We start from the raw sequence: 18,143 nt of genomic DNA on the forward strand, positions 1-18,143 counted from the left end.
CCCAGCGAAGCGTGGCGGGTGAGTGAGTCCATGGACTCACTCACCCGCCACGCACCTTCCGGCACCGCGAGATGACCTTGAGTCCGGGTTGGGGGCGGGCCCCGACCCGGGCTCCGGGGTGGGGGTTTGCGGCGGGGGGGTGTGGTGGGGGGTGTGGTGGCGGCGCCATTCCTGGGGGGTGGTGCCGTAGGCGGCCCGGAAGCGGCGGCTGAAGTGGGAGGGGTCGGCGAAGCCGTTGGCGCGCGCGATGGCGGCGATGCTGCGGCCGCGCGCGTCCCGGGCCGCGAGCGCGCCGCGGGCCCGTTCCAGTCGGTTGCGCACGATCCACTGTTCCAGGCTGAACTCCGCCTCCCGGCACAGCCGGTAGAGGTGACGCACGGACACCCCGACCGCGGCCGCGATGCCGTCCGCGTTCAGATCGGAATCGGCCAGGTGGGCCAGCACGTGGTGACGCACGCGGGCCAGCGTGATCTCCGCCGATGCTCCCGGGGCGTCGTCGGGGCCGCGGGCCGCGCTCACCAGTAACGCCCGGAGGAGCTCGACGGTCGCGGTGCCGACGCCCGCGGCGGACTCGTCCCGTTCGAGGGCCGCGGCGTCGCGGGCCAGCGCGGTGAGGTGGTCGGTGACCAGCGGGTGGAGCGGGCTGCGGGCGAGGTTCGGGGCGCCGCGCCGGACGACCTCGCCGGGCAGGCCGAGCGAGGCCAGCGGTACCTGCAGGCCCTGGCCGCATCCGCCCTCGGCGTTGGCGTACTCGAACGCGGAGCTCAGGTCGGTGCAGTACAGCTCGCCGACGGCCAGCTCGCGGCGGACCCCGAACTGCTCCTGGACGGCGCGCCCGTGCCGGCGCTGCGCGAAGGACAGCACCGGGGGAGCGCTGTCCTGGCGCACGTGCCGGGCGGTGCGGATCATGTGCTGGCCGGCGTTGACGGTCGTGCGGATCAGGCCGACCTCGCCGAAGCTCCACGACTCGATCCGGCCCCGGATGTCGTGCTGGGCGTGCACGCTGAACCGGCTGGTGACGGTGAGCGCGACGATGGCGTCCCGGGCGACCTCGGCGCGCCGGTGCGCCGGCAGGTGGTCGAGATCAAGAACCGTCGCCACCGGTGTTCCTCCCGTCCGGCCGGCGCGGCGGACGCGGGCCGTCCCAAGCCCCGCCGGTGGTCTGATCGTCCGTCGCCTGCTCGTCGCCTGCTCGTCGCCTGCTCGTCGCCTGCTCGTCGCCTGATCGTCCGAGGGCGGCCCGACCAATCGTCCCAAGGGTCGCGGATGTGGCACGGAGAGTCCAGAACCGTGCGCGCAGAGACCAGCACGGCCGACCCGATCCGCCTAGCGTGGACGTGAGGGGACGCCTGCTGACGGCCGGCGCCAGGGATGTTCCTGCGCCCCCGGGGCCGCCGAGAGGAGACATCGTGGCGACCGTGACGACGCTGGACGGCACCGAGATCTACTACAAGGACTGGGGCGAGGGCCGGCCCGTGGTTCTCAGCCACGGCTGGCCGCTGCAGGCGGACAGCTGGGAGGCCCAGATGCTCTTCCTGGCCTCGAACGGCTACCGCGTCGTCGCGCATGACCGCCGCGGCCACGGGCGGTCGTCCCAGCCGTGGAACGGCAACGACATGAACACCTACGCCGACGATCTCGCCGCGCTGATCAGTCATCTGGACCTGCGTGAGGTCACGCTGGTCGGGTTCTCGACGGGCGGCGGCGAGGTGGCCCGGTACGTCGGTCGGCACGGCACGGACCGTGTCGCGCAGATCGTGCTGGTCTCCTCCGTGCCGCCGTTCATGCTGAAGACCGACGACAACCCTGGCGGCGTTCCGGCCGAGGTTTTCGACGGCCTCCGTGCCGCCTCGCTCGCCGACCGTTCACAGGCCTACCGGGATCTCGCCGACGGCCCGTTCTTCGGCGCGAACCGTCCCGGGCAGGAACGCTCCCAGGGCATCCGCGACTCGTTCTGGCTGCAGGGAATGCAGACCGGAGCGCGCAACGCGTTCGAGTGCATCGCCGCGTTCTCGGCCACCGACTTCCGGCCTGATCTCGCCGCGTTCGACGTGCCGACGCTCGTCATCCACGGGGACGACGACCAGGTGGTCCCGATCGAGGTCGGCGGCAGGCGTTCGGCGGAACTGGTCAAGGGCGCCGAGCTGACGGTGTACGAAGGTGCTCCGCACGGCATCACCGAGACGCACAAGGACCGGCTGAACGCCGACCTGCTGGCTTTTCTCGCCACTCACCCCACCTCCGCCCCCGCCTCCGCCTGACCAACAAGGAGACACGATGAGCATCGACAGCGCGGCCGGCCCGGCCGGCTCCGGCAAACCCGACACGATCGTCCTGGTGCACGGCCTGTGGATGACCCCGCGCAGCTGGGAGGGCTGGATCACCCGGTTCGAGGAGAAGGGGTACCGGGTCATCGCGCCCGCCTACCCCGGCTTCGAGGTGGAGGTCGAGGCGCTGCGGGCGGACCCGCAGGTCATCGCCGACCTCACCGTCCCGGCCACCGTCGACCATCTGGCCGCGGTGATCGAGGGCCTCGACACCCCGCCGATCATCATGGGGCACTCGTTCGGGGGCACCCTCACCCAGCTGCTGCTCGCCCGTGGCCTCGGCGCCGCGGGGGTCGTCGTCGACTCGGCGCCGACCGAGGGGGTGCACGTCACCCCGCTGTCCCAGGTGAAGTCGCTCTTCCCGATCCTGAAGCATCCCGGGAACTTCCACAAGGCGGTCGGGTTCACCCCGGAGGAGTTCCACTACGCCTTCGCGAACACCCTCAGCCGGGAAGAGTCCGACAAGGTCCACGAGCGCTACCACATCCCGGCCCCGGGAAACTGGGTGTGGGTCTACGGCCTTATCGCCAACTTCAAGCCGGGACACCAGGAGACCTGGGTCGACTACGACCGCGACGACCGGGCGCCGCTGTTGTTCATCGGCGGCGGATCGGACCACATCATGCCGGCGTCGGTGAACAAGGCGAACGCGAAGAAGTACCACAACTCCGCCGCGCTGACCGAGTACTTCGAGTTCGAGGGCCGGTCGCACTGGACCTGCGCCGAGCCCGGCTGGGAGGCCGTCGCCGACCACGCGCTGCAGTGGGCCGTCGAGCATGCCGGCCAGCGCCCGTCCAGGACAGCAGCTGGCTGAGGCCCCGCGGCAGCGGGTCTCGTCCGCGGGCCCGCTGTCGCCCTACTGTCGCCCGGTGGCGATCACACTCCGGTGGGTGGCGGCTCGTCGTGGGTGCGGGCGACGTCGGCGGCGATCAGAGCGTCCACCTCCGCGTCCGTGTAGCCCAGGTTCCTCAGGATGCGCCGGGTGTCGGCTCCCTGCGCCCGTGGGGGACGGCGCACCGAGCCGGGCGTGGCGGACAGTTTGATCGGGATGCCGATCCCGCGATAGCCGTCGAGCTCCACGACCATGTTCCGGTGCCGCAGGTGCGGGTCGGCCAGTGCCTGCGCGACGTCGTGCACCGCCGTCGCGGGTACCCCGCGGGCCAGCAGCTCCCGGGCCAGGCCGTGGCGTGCGCGGGGCGCGATCGCCTCACGCAGGATCGCGCGCAGCGCAGCCACGTTCGCGACCCGGGCGGCGTTCGAGGAGAAGCGCGGGTCCCCGGACAGCTCGTCCCGGCCCAGCGCGGTGGCGAGCGCGGCGAACTGCCGGTCGTTGCCGGCGCCGATGAAGATCGGGCCGTCCGCGGCGTCGAAGGTGTCGTACGGAGCGATCGCGGAGTGGGCCGAGCCGGTCCGGATCGGCACCTGTCCGTCCGCCAGGTGCGCCGCCGAGTGGGGATGCAGCAGGGAGGCGGCCGTGTCGACGAGCGTGCAGTCCACGAGCTGGCCCACGCCGGTGCGGGCGCGGGCGTGCAGTGCGAGCAGGATCCCGGCGAACGCGTAGATGCCGGTGACCATGTCGACGATCGGCACGCCGACCCGCAGCGGCGGCCGGTCCGCCTCGCCGTTGATGCTCATCAGACCGCTGTACGCCTGGGCCGCGGCGTCGTATCCGGGCATGGCGCCCATCGGCCCGTCGGGGCCGAAACCGGTGATCCGGCACCGGACGAGCCGGGGATGGCGCGCCCGCAGCGTCGGGTCGTCGAAACCCCAGCGCGCCAGTGTCCCGACCTTGAAGTTCTCCACCAGGACGTCGGCTTCCCCGAGCAGCCGACCGAGCACGTCGTGCCCGGTCGGAGTGCTCAGGTCGAGGCAGATGTTCGTCTTGTTGCGGTTGATCCCGGTGAAGTAGGCGCTGGTGCCGTCGGCGACGAAGGGCGGGCCCCAGGCCCGGGTGTCGTCCCCGGCCGGGGGCTCCACCTTGATCACCTCGGCGCCGTGGTCGGCGAGGAGCTGGGCGCACAGCGGCCCGGCGAGAACCCGGGAGAGGTCGAGGACACGGAGCCCGTCCAGGCTCCCACCGGGGTCGGTCATCCGTCGTCGTCGCCGTCGTCGATCCGCGCCCGTCGTCTCAGTACGACTTCGGCAGGCCGAGCACGTGCTGGGAGACGTAGTTGAGGACCATCTCCTGGCTGACCGGCGCCAGGCGCATGATCCGCGACTCGCGGAAGTAACGCTCGACGTGGTACTCGCGGGCGTAGCCCATGCCACCGTGGGTCTGGATGGCCTGGTCGGCGGCCTTGAATCCGGCGTCCGCGCACAGCCACTTCGCCATGTTCGCCTCGGGCCCGCAGGGCAGCCCCTGGTCGTAGCGCCAGGCGGCCTTGCGTGCCATCAGCTCGGCGGCGTCCAGCCGGATCTGGGCCTCCGCCAGCGGGAAGGCGATGCCCTGGTTCTGGCCGATCGGCCGGTCGAAGACGATCCGCTCCTTGGCGTAGCGGGTGGCCTTCTCCAGCGAGGCGCGCCCGATGCCCAGCGCCTCGTGGGCGAGCAGGATGCGCTCGGGGTTCAGGCCGTCGAGCAGGTACTTGAAGCCCTTGCCCTCCTCGCCGATGCGCGCGGACTCGGGCACGAAGTAGTTGTCGATGAAAACCTCGTAGGACGAGACCGCGTTGCGCCCCATCTTCGGGATGGCGCGCAGGTCGATGTGCTTCCGGTCGATGTCGATGAGGAACAGCGACATGCCGTCGGTGGGCCGGGCGCTCTCCTCGCGCTTCGTCGTCCGCGCGATGAGGATCATCTTCTGCGAGTCGCCGGCCTTGGTGATCCACACCTTCCGGCCGTTGATCCGGTAGCCGCCGTCCACCTTCTCTGCGAAGGTGGTGATCCGGGTGGTGTCCGTCCCCGCGTTCGGCTCGGTCACGCCGAAGCACACGTGCAGCGAGCCGTCCGCCGCGGACGGCAGGATCTCCTTCTGCAGGGCCGGGCTACCGTGCTTGACGATCGTGTTCAGGCCGAAAATGGTCAGGTGCATGATGCTGCACCCGTTCATGCCGGCACCCGAGGCGGCGATCTCCTCGAGCAGCAGCGACGCCTCGGCGATTCCCAGCCCGCCGCCGCCGAACTCCGTCGGGATGGCGATGCCGAGCCAGCCGCCCTCGGCGAACGCGTTGTAGAAGTCCCACGGGAACTCGCCCTTCTGGTCCTTCTCCGCCCAGTAGTCGTCCGCGAAGCTGCGGGCGAGCTCCCGCGCCCCGGCCCTGAGCTGCTCCTGATCCGGAGTGAGTTCGAAGTGCATCGGCTGACCTTCCACTGGACGAGGTGGGCGGGACGGCAGTCGCCTGCCGCGGGGACGTCGTGACGTGCACGGTTCCGTGCGGGACGGGACCGCGAGCGGGCTCCGACGACGCCGCGCGTCGCGAACGTGGTGACTACGTCGCGCTGCGTCAATGCGGACTGCTGTTAGGTGGCGCTAACACACTGGCACGCGGCCGTGCCTCTGGTCGCGGGCCTGTTCGAATTTTCACGAGCCCGGTGCCGGTGCCGGTGCCCGAGTACCTGACGCCGCTGCCTGCCACGTCTCCTGCCGCGTTCAGCGCAGGACCGTACCGCCGTCGACGTTCACGACCTGCCCGTTGATCCAGGATCCCTCGTCCGAGAGCAGGTAGGCGACCATGCTCGAGACGTCCCGCGCCTCGCCGTGCCGGGTGCTGCGGGTGCGGGCCAGCATCGCGGACAGCATGTCCGGCGGCGCGCCGTCCCGGATCTCGCGGGTGAGGATCAGGCCGGGCGTGATCGCGTTGGCACGGATCCCCTCGGTGCCCCACCGGGAGGCGACATGCCGGGCGAGCGCGTTGATGCCCGCCTTGGTCACCGCGTAGGCGGGCCGTTGCGGCTCGCCGGTGAACGACGCGATGGACGACGTGTAGACGATCGCGCCGCCGCCCCGCTCCAGCAGCCGCGGGATGGCGTGCCGGCTGACGAGCATGTGGCCGCGCAGGTTCACGGCGACCGTGCGGTCCCAGATCGCGAGGTCGATGTCGACGACGTTGCTGTCCTTCTGGACTGCGCCCATGTCACCGGCGTTGACGTGCACGGCGTCCAGGCCGCCGTGGGTGCGCACGGTGAGGGCGACCAGCTCCGCGACGGAGGCGTCGTCGGAGATGTCGAAGCCCGCCGCGACCGCGTCGCCGCCGGCTTCCCGGATGGCCGCCGCCGTCCGTTCCGCGCCGGCGAGGTCCAGGTCGCCGACGACGACCTTGGCGCCCTCCCGGGCCAGCCGCCCGGCCGAGTCGGCCCCGAGCCCGGTGGCCGCGCCCGCCACCAGAATGATCTTTCCTTGTAGTCCGTCCATAACCGCTTCTCCCACAGTTCCGCGGCGGGGCGCCACCGTCCGCCGGCCGGGCGCGGATCCTTACACGATTCGTACAGGACGCTCGCCGGCGGCTGACCTTTGCACGCCACCATGGTCGTCATGGCAGCCGCGGTCACCACCGACAGCCCCACCGGGGTGCGGGCCGAGCTCGCGCTCCTGTACCGGCGGGCCGGCTTCGGGGCCCGTCCCGACGAGCTCGACGCCGCCGAGCGGGCCGGCTACGAGGCGGCGGCCCGGGGCCTGCTCGACGCGCACGACCGCCCCGACCCCGGGGCGGTACCCCCGCCCGCCCTCGACGCCAAGGCCGACCGCCGGCCACCGGCCGCGTCCGACCGGGCCGCCCGCGCGGCGTACGCCCGCGGGCTGCGTGAGCGCACCGAGGCGCTGATCGGCTGGTGGCTCGGCCGGATGGTCTCGACCGCCGACCCGGTCACCGAGAAGCTGACGCTCTTCTGGCACGGCCACTTCGCGACGTCCATCCAGAAGGTGCGCTCGCCGGCGCTGATGCTCGCCCAGAACGAGATCTTCCGGCGGTCCGGCCGCGGGCCGTTCGACGCGCTCACCCTCGCCGTCGCGCGCGACCCGGCGATGCTGATCTGGCTGGACGCCGGCCGCAACGTCAGGGAGCACCCGAACGAGAACTTCGCCCGCGAGCTGATGGAGCTGTTCACCCTCGGCATCGGCAACTACGAGGAGCGCGACGTCCGGGAGGCGGCGCGGGCGTTCACCGGCTGGCGGGCCGGCCGCACCGGCCGCTTCACCGTCGCCGCGGCGCAGCACGACTCGGGCACCAAGACGATCCTCGGCCACACCGGTGATCTCGGCGGTGAGGACGTCGTCAGCCTGCTCGCCCACGACCCGGCCTCGCCGCGCTGGGTGTGCTCCCGGCTGTGGAGCCGGTACGCCGCGCCGGTGGCACCCGCCGACCAGGCGCTCACTCCGCTGCTCACCGCCTACGGGCCGGGGCTCGACACCGGCGCGGCGCTGCGGGCGATGCTCCTCGCGCCCGGCTTCCGGGCCACCGCCGGGCGTCTGGTGGCGCCGCCGATCGACTACGTGGTGGGCGTGCTCCGCGCGCTGCGGATCACCGTCCCGGCGCCCGGGGCGGGCGGTGCCGCCGCGCCGGCGCGCCTGGCCACAGTGCTGCGCGGGCTCGGCCAGGTCCCGTTCGCGCCGCCCAGCGTCGGCGGCTGGCCGGCGGGCGGCGCGTGGCTGACGACCGCGGCGAGCCTGGTCCGGACCCGCTTCGCGGCGGCGGTCGTGGACGCGGCCGACATCTCGGCCGTGGCGGACGTCCCGGCCGCGGAACGGGTGGACGCCGTCGCCCGGCTGCTGTCCGTGCCGGCATGGAGCGCGCGCACCCGCTCCGCGCTGTCCGCCGCGGCCGCCGACCCGCCCCGGCTCGTCACCCTCGCCCTGCTCGCCCCGGAGTACCTCGTCACCTGACGCGCCAGGCCCGTGCGCCCCGTCCGTTACCCGGAACGCCTCCGGGCCCAGGCCGATCCGAGGCCGATCCGAGGCCGATCCGAAGGAAGAGAACGCCATGCCGCTCAGCCGCCGCCGCTTCCTCATCGCCTCCGGCGTCACCGGAGCCGGGGCCCTCGCCGCGGGCGCGGGGGTGCTCAGCTGGGACGCCCTGCACGGCGCCGCCGCCGACCGCCCGCTGGCCGCGGGCACCGGCGTGCTGGTCGTCGTCACCCTCTACGGCGGCAACGACGGCCTGAACACCGTCATCCCCTTCCAGGACCCGGCCTACCGGCAGGCACGCGGCGACCTCGCGCCTGCCGAGCCGGACGTCCACCCGCTGGCCGACGGCCTCGCGCTCGCCCCGGCGCTCCCCGGGCTCGCCGGGCTGTGGAAGGAGGGCCGCCTCGCGGTCGTGCGGGGCGTCGGCTACCCGGAGCCGGATCACAGCCACTTCCGGTCGATGGCCATCTGGCAGACGGCGTCACCGCGGACGGCGTCGACGTCCGGCTGGATCGGGCGCTGGCTCGACGCGCTGGCCGCGAAGGACGGCGCGACGGGCGGTCCGGCAGGCGGTTCGACGGCCGGCCCGACGGGCGGTTCGGCCGGTGGCCAGGCGGGCGGCGCCGATCCGCTGCGGGCGCTGGCGATCGGCCCCACGCTGCCGCCGCTGCTGGTCGGCGACCACACGGTGGGCTCGGCGGTACCCACCGGCGGCTTCGCCGCGCCCAGCGGTCGGCTGGAAGCCGACCTGCACGCGCTCTACCGCCCCGACCCGGCCGACAGCCCGCTGGCCGCCCGGGCCGCCGCATCCGGCGCGGACCTGTTCACCGTCGCCGGTGCGCTCGCCCCGGTGCTCGCCGACGTCCCGGAACGCGACGCCGGCACCCAGGGCCAGCTCGACGGCGGGGACCCCGGGGCAGGCGGTGGCGATGGCGGCGAGCTCGGCGCCCAGCTCGACGTGGTCGCCCGTGCCATAACCGCCGGGGTGCCCACCCGGGTGTACTCGGTGAGCCTGGGCGGCTTCGACACCCATGCCGCCGAGGACGGCACCCACACCCGCCTGCTCGGCCAGCTGGATGCCGCGCTGACCCGCTTCCACCGGTCCATGGCCGCCACGCCCCGCGGGAGCGCGGTGACGACGATGGTCTACTCGGAGTTCGGCCGGCGGGTCGCCGCGAACGCCAGCGGCGGCACCGACCACGGCACCGCCGGTCCCGTCCTGCTCCTGGGCCGGCCGGTGCGCGGCGGCTTCTTCGGCGACCAGCCCCCCCTCACCGATCTCGACGACGGCGACCTGCGGGTCACCACGGACTTCCGCTCGGTGTACGCGACGCTGCTGGAGCGCGTCCTGGGAACGGAGGCGGGCACCGTGCTCGGGTCCGACGAGAGCTTCCCCCGCCTCGCGTTTCTCTGACCGTGTCCCAGGCGTGGCCTGGCCCGCGAGCGGCCCGGCTCCGCGATTCCGCCCCGGCCGGCCGGCCGGCTCCGGTTCCTGTGACCAGCACACTCACTGAGGTGGACACCCACACGCAGATGGACGCGGACGCCCACGCTCCCGAGCTTGTCCTAGTCGTCGAGGACGAGGCGCACATCGCCGAGTTGATCCGCATGTACCTCGTCCGGGAGGGGTTCGCCGTCGAGGTCCGCGCCGACGGTCCGGCCGGCCTGGCGGCGGCGCGTGCCCTCACCCCGGTCGCGGTCATCCTGGACGTCCGCCTGCCCGGCCTGGACGGCCGTGAGCTGCTGCGGGCCCTGCGCGCCGACGGTGACTGGGTGCCGGTGCTGCTGGTGACGGCCCGCGACGACGAGGTCGACCGCGTCGTCGGCCTGGAACTGGGCGCCGACGACTACGTCACGAAGCCGTTCTCGCCCCGCGAGCTGGTCGCGCGGCTGCGCGCCGTCCTGCGGCGCACCAGCGGGCCTGCCGCGCTCGCACGGTCGACCGACGCCGCCGGTGCGCCTGCCGGTCCTGGTGCCGGTGCCGGTCCTGACGCCGGTCCTGGCGGCCCGGTGCTGCGCGCCGGGGCCGTCGTGCTTGACGTCGGGCGGCGGCGGGTGCTCGCCGGCGACCGCGAGGTGACCCTCACGACCACCGAGTTCGACCTGCTCGCGGCCCTGCTGCGCCGTCCCGGCCTGGTCCACACCCGGGACCGCCTGCTCGCCGACGTGTGGGGCTACCAGGCGAGCGCCGGCACCCGGACCGTCGACGTGCACGTGGCCCAGGTCCGGGCGAAACTCGGCCCGGCCAGCCCGATCCGCACCGTCCGCGGCGTCGGGTACACCGCCGATGCCTGACCCCGGGAGCCGCCCGAACCCGCGGAATCGGCGGCCCGCCGGGCTGGCGGTGCGGATCGCCCTGGCGACGACCGCCGTCGCCGCGCTCGCGGTCCTGCTCACCGGCACGATCTTCGCCGGTCTCGTCGGCGGAGCCGCGGACGACGAGGCCCGCCGCGCGCTCGGCCGGCAGGCGGACGTCGTCGTCGCGCTCTACGACCGTCCCAACGCGACCGCCGACCTGCGCGCCGGGGTGACCAGGACGATCGCCGCCCAGCGGGTGACCTTCGTCCGGGTCGCCCCGGACGGCCGTCCGACCGCGCGCCAGGGGCCCGGTGGCGGCAGGGGCCTCGAGCTCCCGGCCGACGTCCTCGCCCGGGTCGCCGCCGGTGCGGAGGTCGGTACGGCCCACACCGTCGGCGGCCGGCGGGTGATCGTCGTCGGCCGGCCGCTCGCCCACGGCGGCGCGATCGCGCTCGTGCAACCGGCGTCCGAGAGTCGTGAGCTCGCCGGCGCCGTCCTGCGGCGGCTCGGGATCGCGCTGGTGTGCGGCCTGGCCGCCGCGACCGTTGCCGGCGCCGTCCTGGCGCGCCGGCTCGCCCGCCCGCTGCGGCGCCTCGCCGACGCCGCCCACCAGCTCGCCGCGGGCCGGCGCGACATCCGGGTCGGCACCGGCGGTCCGCGCGGCCCGGCCGAGGTGGCGGACGTCGGCGCCGCCCTCGACGGCCTCGCCGCGGCTCTCGCCGTCAGCGAGGACCGGCAGCGCAGGTTCCTGCTGTCCGTCTCGCACGAGCTGCGCACCCCGCTGACGGCCGTCCAGGGTTTCGCCGAGGCGCTCGCGGACGGCGTGACCGAGCCGGCCGACACCGCCGGCACCGGTCGGATCATCCTCGGGGAGGCCCGCCGTCTCGACCGGCTCGTCACCGACCTGCTCGACCTCGCCCGGCTCGGCGCGGACGACTTCCGGGTCGACCTCGCGCCCGTGGACCTGGGCGCTCTGGTGGCCGAGGCGGTGGAGGTCTGGCGGCCGCGGTGCACGGCGGCCGGCGTCGAGCTGCGGGTCGAGCTGCCGGACGGGCCGGTGCCGGTGGTCACCGACCCGGTCCGCTTCCGGCAGATCGTCGACGGACTGGCCGAGAACGCGCTGCGGGTGGTCCCGGCCGGCGCGCCGATCGTGATGGCGCTGGGCGGCGGTCCCCAGGGGGCAGTGGTCCCTCAGGGGGTGATGGTCCCCCCGGAGGCGGTGTTCGAGGTGCGGGACGGCGGTCCCGGCCTCACCGCCGACGACCTCGCCGTGGCCTTCGACCGCTCGGCGCTGTTCGAGCGCTACCGGGGCCGCCGGCCCGTCTCGACCGGCGTCGGGCTGGCGCTCGTCGCCGGGCTGGCCCGCCGCCTCGGCGGTGAGCCGTTCGCCGGGCACGCCCCCGAAGGCGGCGCCGTCTTCGGTATCCGGCTGCCGCCCGGCTGACCCTGCGCGGGGAGCTGACCTCGCGCGGGGGAATGGTGGCTCTCTGACCTGGGCGGCTGGTGCTTGATGCACGCAGAATGTCGCCAGGCGCGCGGCGGCGATCCGGGTGATCTCCGGCGCTCCCACCTGAACGGTCATGCTCGCCGATGGCCATCCGCGAACGATCACGAAGGGGCCGACCGTGCCGGAGACGTCCGAGCTGACCGCCCCCGTCGGGCGCCGATGGCGGGTGCCGATGGGGGCCCGCTCCGCCGACGAGAGCCACCGGGCGTCGACCCCGCTGGAGCTGCTGTTCGACCTGACCTTCGTGGTCGCCGTCGCGGCCGCCGCGGTCGAGCTGGCGCACGCCGTCGCCGACGACCACGTCGGGGACGGCCTCGTCAGCTTCCTGATGGTCTTCTTCGCCATCTGGTGGGCGTGGATGAACTTCACCTGGTTCGCCTCCGCCTACGACTGCGACGACGTCCCGTACCGGCTGCTGACGTTGCTGCAGATGGGCGGCGTGCTCGTGCTCGCCGCGGGCGTGCCCGCCGCGTTCGAGGACTCCGACTTCACCGCGGTGACGGCCGGCTACGTCATCATGCGGGCGGCGATGGTGACGCAGTGGCTGCGCGCCGGGCACAGCGACCCGGCGAGTCGGGCGACCGCCTACCGCTACGCCGCCGGCACCGTCGTGATCCAGGCCGGCTGGCTGGCCCGGCTGGCGCTGCCCGAGACCGCGGGGTTCGTCGGCTTCTTCGTGCTCGTCGTGCTGGAGCTGGCCGTCCCGCTGTGGGCCGAGCGGCACACGGGGACCACCTGGCACCCGCATCACATCGCCGAGCGGTACGGCCTGTTCACCATCATCGTGCTCGGTGAGAGCGTGCTCGCGGCGTCCCGCGCGCTCACCCCGGCGGTCGAGGCCGGCGTCACCACCGACGCCGTCCTGCTCGGGGGCGGCGGGCTCGCCGCCCTGTTCGGCTGCTGGTGGCTGTACTTCGCCGCGCCCGCCGGCCGGGGCCTGGCCACCCACCGCGGGATGTCGTTCTACTGGGGCTACGGGCACTACGGGATCTTCGCCGCGCTCGCCGCGCTCGGCGCGGGCCTCGAGGTCACGGCGGAGACACTCGTCCACGACATCCACGCCTCGGACGGCGTCGCCGGTTTCGCCGTCGCGCTGCCCCTGATCGCGTTCCTGTTGCTGCTCTGGGCCCTGCACGCGCCGCTGGAGGCCGCGCCGGTCACCTACCTCGGCGTCGTCGTGGCCGCCTGCGGCGCGCTGGCCGTGATCGCCTGGACGGCCGCCGCCGGCCTCGCCCTGCCCTGGGCCGTCGTCCTCCTGAACCTGCCGATCTGGGCCGCCATCGCCCTCCAGGTCATCGTGGACGACCGCCGCGCCCGGACGTCCACCGTGTCCGGATGACCACCGTGTCCGGATGACCACCGTGTCCGGATGACCACCGTGGACGCCTGACCGCCCGTGGGCGTGGGCCTACGCGCTCAGCGTGCCGGCGGGGCGAACTCGGGCTGGTCGATCAGCCGCAGCCAGCTGCCGTCCGGCTGGCGGCGGACGACCTGTGCCCTGGCGCCGGCCCCGTCCTTCGGGGGCGTCGACGTCAGCGCGATGTCGCCGCTGACCAGGGTCGGCAACGGCTGCTCCGGCTCGAAGCGGGGGCCGCCGGCCAGCACTGTCGCCCACAGCTCCCGGATGGCCTCCCGGCCCACCGTCCGTCCGCCGGGCGGGTAGGCCAGCACCGCGTTCTCCTCGTAGAGCGCGGCGACGCCGGTGGCGTCACCAGAGCTCCCGGAGGATGCCCCGGCCTTCAGGCCGGGAGGAATCCGGTCTCCCGCGGAGCGGGGCAGGGGCAGGCGATCCGCCGCGAGGCGAACCGCCGTCGAAAAGTGCAATGCAACAGATGAATGATCTCGCTGTTGAGAAAGTAGATGTCTTCTTTCGTGATTTCGGCGAGGTGGGTGAGCGGGTCCCCCGAGATAGTGCTGTTCGGATTCTTCGTCGTTGTGCGGTGATGTTAGGGTGTGGCCGTGTCCAGGTTCCGGTTGTATCCCGACGCGGCGCAGGAACAGGCGCTGCTGGTGCACTGTGGGCATGCCCGGTTCGTGTGGAACCTCGCGTGTGAACAGCAGTCGTGGTACCGGCCGTGGCGCGGCCCGGCACCCGGCTATGCGGAGCAGAACCGGCAGTTGACCGAAGCTAGACGCGAGTTCGACTGGCTTGCGGCGGGCAGTGTCATCGTGCAGCAGCAGGCTTTGCGTGACTTCGCGACGGCGATGGCGAACTTCTTCCGTGGTTCGCATCGCAGGCCCACTTTCCGTAGGCGTGGCCATAACGAGGGGTTCCGGATTGTGGCGGTGAGACCAGAAGACGTCCGGCGGGTGAACCGCCGTTGGGCGCGGGTGCGTGTCCCGAAGGCGGGCTGGGTGAGGTTCCGCTGGTCCCGTGCTGCGCCGGGCGCGAAGTCGTATCGGGTGACGCGGGATCGTGCGGGTCGTTGGCATGTGGCGTTCGCCGTGGCCCCGGACCCGATTCCCGCTCCGGGTACGGGCGGGGTTGTCGGGGTGGACCGTGGGGTGGTCGTGTCGGCGGCGCTGTCGACCGGGGAGCTCCTGTCCTGTCCCGGTCTGCGAGCCGGGGAGCAGGCGCGGCTGGTCCGGCTGCAACGCCGATTGTCGAGGGCCAGGCGTGGGTCGCACCGGCGCGGGCGTCTCAAGGTGCAGATCGCACGGCTGCGTGCCCGGGAGGTTGACCGGCGCAAGGACTGGGTCGAGAAGACCAGCACCGACCTCGCCCGCCGGTTCGACGTGATCCGCGTCGAGGACCTGAGGATCGGGCAGATGACCCGCTCGGCCCGGGGCACCGTCGAGGCCCCGGGGAGGAACGTGCGGCAGAAAGCCGGGTTGAACCGGGGCATTCTGGCCAACGGTTGGGGTCTGCTCGTCCGCCGGTTGGAGGAGAAGGCCCTTGGCCGGGTCGAGAAGGTCCCTGCCGCGTACACGAGTCAGCGTTGTTCTGCCTGCGGGCAGGTGGCGCCCGGGAACCGCGAGAGCCAAGCGGTGTTCTGGTGCGTCGTCTGCGGGCACACGGCCAACGCCGACGTGAACGCGGCGATGAATATCGCGGTTGGGAACATCGCGGCCGGACGGGCCGTGACTGCGCGGGGAGGCGCGGCGTTGGCCGTGCCCGCGAACCGCGAACCTCAACACTGCGCACCCCTTCCAGTGGGTGTGTAGGAGTTGGAATCCCCCGCGCTCACGCGGGGGAGGACGTCAACCTGCGTGACCTGTGCCTGCACCCGGTCGTGTGCATGCCGCCCGGCACCGGCCTGCGCACCGTGCTCGACCGGGCCTGCCAGGCCCGCGACCTTCATCCCAGGATCGCGTTGCAGGCCAGCGCGCCGGACGCCATCGCCGACCTCGCCAGCCGCGGCCTGGGCGTGGCCGTCCTCAGCATGTCGATGGCGGCGGCGTACGGTGACCGGCTTATCGCGCTGCCCGTGAACGGCCTGAGTCGCCAGCGCTGCTCACCTTTGTCTGGCGTCCCGGCCAGCCCCGCCGTCCGCGAACTGCTCGCCCACGCCCGCCGGGCCTTCGCCGTCCCCGATCCGGACGGTTCCCCGAACGGCGGTCCAGCCCCGGCACGACGGAACAAGGTCACCCGGCCCGGCGGGCGGTGACGATGTACGCGGTCTCGCTGAACAGGAAGTCGCCGTCGTCCTGGGCCGCCCGGAGCTGGCGGCTCCACTCCGCGAGCTCGTCCAGGCTCACGTGGCCCAAACCGCGGTCCGCGCAGCGGTGGACGGCGTCGTGGATCTCGCCCAGCCGGAGCGGCATGGCCTCCGCGAGCGTCGGCGAGACGGTCGTGTGCGCCTCGACGGACTCGAGCGCCAGCGGGCTGCGCCGCACCAGGCCCGCGAGGCGACGTCCCAGCTGCGGGTCGGTGGCCGCCATGTACTCGTAGGGGACCGGCAGCTCCGCGTAGGTGAGCAGCACCCGGCGGGCCAGGCCGCGGTCCGCGATCGCGACGGCGATCGTCTCGAAGTCGGTGTGGCCGAGTACCGCCCGCCCACCCGGCCGCAGGACGCGGGCGATCTCCTCCAGCAGCGCCGCCGGATCGGTGAGGCACTCGAGCGTGTTGTTGGAGATCACGACGTCGACGCGGGCGTTGGCGAACGGCAGGGCCCCGCTCAGATCATGCTGGACGGCGCCTGCCCCGGGCAGCGCGGCGGTGAGGCGGCGCAGCGGCTCGGGGTTCAGGTCGAGCCCGATCAGCCGCGCCGAGGGGGACCGGCGGGTGATCGCGGCGAGGGTGTCGCCGTGGCCGGCGCCCAGGTCGACCAGCGTGTCCGCCGGCCCGGGGTCGGCGAGGTCCGCTATGCGCTCATGCACCGTCCCGGCCGACGTCGGTGAGCCGGTTCAGGAAGGGGAGGAGGGCTGCGAGGTACACGTCCGGATCACCGCTCCACAGGTCGTGGCCGGCGCCGGGGATGGTCGCGATCTCGACCGTGGGCAGCGCCTGGCGCCACTGGTCGGCGACCTGGTCGGTGACCACCGTGCTGCGGCGCCCGCCCCTGATCACCAGGACGGGAAAGCTCAGCCCGGAAAGCCGGTCCCACAGCGGTACGTCCCGGCTCTCGGTGAAGACCGCCCGTGCCGCGTGTTCCGCCATCCGGTCGATCATCGGCACGCCGCGGATCTCCGCCCGCAGCTGCCGCTCGACGACGGCGTCGGGCGGGCGCACGTGCCGTGCCCCGTAGTCGCCGACCACCAGCCCACGCACCTGCTCCGGATGCTCGAGCGCATACCCGAGCGCGTAGGACGACCCGCGGGAGAACGCGACGAGAACCGGCCGTTCCACCTCGAGCGCGCTGATGACCGCGCCCAGGTCGCTGATGTGGTCCTCCCACGCGTACCCGCTGGCCGGCGCGTCGCTGCCACCCCGCCCGCGCAGGTCGACGACGACAGCCCGCCGCTCACCGAGCTGGTCGAGCAGCCAGCCGTACTCGGCCGCGGACTCGCCCATGCCCGGCACCACCACGACCGGCGGCGCGGCGGCGCCGGGCAGCCCGTTGTCGAGCGCGTGTAACCGGACCCCGCCGTTGCTGACGAAGACGGACGCCCCGGCGCCACGAGGCTCGGTCACGGCCGCCGTCACGAGGACCTGCCGCGGTTCTTCATGGACGTCAGCCCGGCGAGGGAGGGAGTCCCGTTGTTCCGCAGCGCGGCGCGGGCGTGGGCGAGGTGGTGCATGTCGAACACCGAGTCGACGGCGGTGCTGAAACCCTGGACGTCCAGGGTGTGGTTGACGGCGCGCTTGGCCATGCGCAGCGCGAACGGGTCCTGGCGGGCGATGCGGCGGGCAAGCTCCAGGGTGGCCGGGTACAGGTCGTCGAGCGGGACGACCCTGTTGACCATGCCGAGCCCGAGCGCCTCGGCGGCCGTGACGGGACCGCCGGTGAACAGCAGTTCCTTGGCCTTGCGAGCCCCGAGCTCCCAGGTGTGACCGTGGTACTCCACGCCGCCGATGCCCATGTGCAGGACGGGGTCGGAGAACTCGGCGTTGTCGGCGGCGACGATGAGATCGCAGGGCCAGCAGAGCATGAGCCCACCGGCGATGCACTTGCCCTGGACGGCGGCGATCGACGGCTTCGGAATGTCGCGCCAGGTCTTCGCATAGTGCAGGTAGTGCCGGGTCTCCCAGTCGTAGCCGCTGTCGGGCGTCCAGGCCGGACGCGGGACGTCGCTCTCGGTGCCGGACATGTCGTGGCCGGCCGAGAAGTGCTTCCCGGTCGATCTCAGGATGATGACCCGGACCTCGGCATCGGCGTCGGCGGCCTGCCAGGCTTCGTCGAGCTCGCGCAGGACCTTGGGGTTCTGCGCGTTGGCGGCCTGCGGCCGGTTAAGGGTGATGACGGCGATGTGCTCGTCAACAACCTCGTAGTCGACGTGCTCGGCCTCGTAGCCGACCTGCTCTGGCCGCGTCGCGCTGCCGGTCGGGTTTGTGGTCGGGCTGTCGCTCGCGTTGCTGGTCGGGCTCAGGGTCGGGCTGTCGGTCGCGTTGTCGGGATGCATCGGGTCTCCTTCGCCGGTGCTGGGCGGACGGGAGCGGGACCGCGGTCGACGGGAGCCCGGGGGAAGCTGTCCGACATCGACGTCGACATCAATATTCATCCACGGGAGTCGGAAAAGGTCAACGCTCACCCTTAGCCTCGCCCCCACCCCATGCTTCCCGCCACCCCTG

General features: G+C 73.3%; 17 protein-coding genes. 9 read left to right on the forward strand and 8 right to left on the reverse strand.

Annotated features, from left to right (window positions below):
- Positions 1-36 precede the first annotated feature (36 nt).
- A complete protein-coding gene (locus tag E0504_RS26220; protein ID WP_131626020.1) occupies positions 37-1,101 on the reverse strand; it encodes a helix-turn-helix domain-containing protein in 1,065 nt (354 codons plus the stop codon).
- 308 nt (positions 1,102-1,409) lie between these two features.
- Between E0504_RS26220 and E0504_RS26225 the strand changes: the two genes are divergently transcribed.
- Together E0504_RS26225 and E0504_RS26230 are read left to right on the forward strand one after the other, a co-directional pair.
- Positions 1,410-2,261 (forward strand): alpha/beta fold hydrolase, encoded by an 852-nt coding sequence (locus E0504_RS26225; protein WP_071060143.1) that lies wholly within the window; start codon positions 1,410-1,412, stop codon positions 2,259-2,261.
- Positions 2,262-2,277: 16 nt separating this feature from the next.
- On the forward strand, positions 2,278-3,141 hold the full coding sequence (locus E0504_RS26230) for an alpha/beta hydrolase (protein ID WP_131626021.1): 864 nt from the start codon (positions 2,278-2,280) through the stop codon (positions 3,139-3,141).
- A 62-nt stretch (positions 3,142-3,203) separates the two neighbouring features.
- Here the strand turns inward: E0504_RS26230 and E0504_RS26235 are convergent, their stop codons facing one another.
- The 3 genes from E0504_RS26235 to E0504_RS26245 all read right to left on the reverse strand — a co-directional run bounded on the left by E0504_RS26235 (position 3,204) and on the right by E0504_RS26245 (position 6,678).
- Positions 3,204-4,418 (reverse strand): CaiB/BaiF CoA-transferase family protein, encoded by a 1,215-nt coding sequence (locus E0504_RS26235; protein WP_131626022.1) that lies wholly within the window; start codon positions 4,416-4,418, stop codon positions 3,204-3,206.
- A 37-nt stretch (positions 4,419-4,455) separates the two neighbouring features.
- On the reverse strand, positions 4,456-5,622 hold the full coding sequence (locus E0504_RS26240; protein ID WP_071060145.1) for an acyl-CoA dehydrogenase family protein: 1,167 nt from the start codon (positions 5,620-5,622) through the stop codon (positions 4,456-4,458).
- A gap of 294 nt (positions 5,623-5,916) precedes the next feature.
- Entirely contained in the window at positions 5,917-6,678 is a 762-nt protein-coding gene (locus E0504_RS26245) for an SDR family NAD(P)-dependent oxidoreductase (RefSeq protein ID WP_112106002.1), read from the reverse strand.
- A gap of 111 nt (positions 6,679-6,789) precedes the next feature.
- Between E0504_RS26245 and E0504_RS26250 the strand changes: the two genes are divergently transcribed.
- The 5 genes from E0504_RS26250 to E0504_RS26270 all read left to right on the forward strand — a co-directional run bounded on the left by E0504_RS26250 (position 6,790) and on the right by E0504_RS26270 (position 13,310).
- On the forward strand, positions 6,790-8,145 hold the full coding sequence (locus E0504_RS26250) for a DUF1800 family protein (protein ID WP_243657625.1): 1,356 nt from the start codon (positions 6,790-6,792) through the stop codon (positions 8,143-8,145).
- A gap of 97 nt (positions 8,146-8,242) precedes the next feature.
- On the forward strand, positions 8,243-9,580 hold the full coding sequence (locus E0504_RS26255) for a DUF1501 domain-containing protein (RefSeq protein WP_131626023.1): 1,338 nt from the start codon (positions 8,243-8,245) through the stop codon (positions 9,578-9,580).
- Between the two features lie 119 nt (positions 9,581-9,699).
- Positions 9,700-10,461: a response regulator transcription factor gene (locus E0504_RS26260; RefSeq protein WP_071060276.1), complete on the forward strand. Its 762-nt coding sequence runs from the start codon at positions 9,700-9,702 to the stop codon at positions 10,459-10,461.
- Positions 10,454-11,908, forward strand: a complete 1,455-nt coding sequence (locus E0504_RS26265) for a cell wall metabolism sensor histidine kinase WalK (protein WP_131626024.1) — start codon at positions 10,454-10,456, stop codon at positions 11,906-11,908. The genes E0504_RS26260 and E0504_RS26265 overlap by 8 nt, the downstream gene beginning before the upstream one ends.
- A 181-nt stretch (positions 11,909-12,089) precedes the next feature.
- Positions 12,090-13,310: a low temperature requirement protein A gene (locus E0504_RS26270; RefSeq protein ID WP_112106009.1), complete on the forward strand. Its 1,221-nt coding sequence runs from the start codon at positions 12,090-12,092 to the stop codon at positions 13,308-13,310.
- A gap of 77 nt (positions 13,311-13,387) precedes the next feature.
- Here E0504_RS26270 and E0504_RS26275 read toward each other — a convergent pair whose 3' ends face one another.
- Entirely contained in the window at positions 13,388-13,726 is a 339-nt protein-coding gene (locus E0504_RS26275; protein WP_112106010.1) for a nuclear transport factor 2 family protein, read from the reverse strand.
- A gap of 204 nt (positions 13,727-13,930) precedes the next feature.
- Between E0504_RS26275 and E0504_RS26280 the strand changes: the two genes are divergently transcribed.
- Both E0504_RS26280 and E0504_RS26285 read left to right on the forward strand, forming a co-directional pair.
- Positions 13,931-15,136: an RNA-guided endonuclease TnpB family protein gene (locus tag E0504_RS26280; protein WP_112106011.1), complete on the forward strand. Its 1,206-nt coding sequence runs from the start codon at positions 13,931-13,933 to the stop codon at positions 15,134-15,136.
- A gap of 56 nt (positions 15,137-15,192) precedes the next feature.
- A complete protein-coding gene (locus E0504_RS26285) occupies positions 15,193-15,579 on the forward strand; it encodes a LysR substrate-binding domain-containing protein (protein ID WP_368672066.1) in 387 nt (128 codons plus the stop codon).
- Here the strand turns inward: E0504_RS26285 and E0504_RS26290 are convergent.
- The 3 genes from E0504_RS26290 to E0504_RS26300 are packed head-to-tail and all read right to left on the reverse strand — an operon-like array spanning position 15,557 to position 17,974.
- Positions 15,557-16,291, reverse strand: coding sequence for a methyltransferase domain-containing protein (locus E0504_RS26290; RefSeq protein WP_112106006.1), 735 nt, complete (start codon positions 16,289-16,291; stop codon positions 15,557-15,559). The genes E0504_RS26285 and E0504_RS26290 overlap by 23 nt on opposite strands.
- Positions 16,284-17,045, reverse strand: a complete 762-nt coding sequence (locus E0504_RS26295) for an alpha/beta fold hydrolase (RefSeq protein ID WP_235013905.1) — start codon at positions 17,043-17,045, stop codon at positions 16,284-16,286. The genes E0504_RS26290 and E0504_RS26295 overlap by 8 nt, the downstream gene beginning before the upstream one ends.
- 8 nt (positions 17,046-17,053) lie before the next feature.
- Positions 17,054-17,974 (reverse strand): enoyl-CoA hydratase, encoded by a 921-nt coding sequence (locus E0504_RS26300; protein WP_112106008.1) that lies wholly within the window; start codon positions 17,972-17,974, stop codon positions 17,054-17,056.
- Positions 17,975-18,143: the final 169 nt, after the last annotated feature.

Source organism: Parafrankia sp. BMG5.11 (assembly GCF_004337455.1).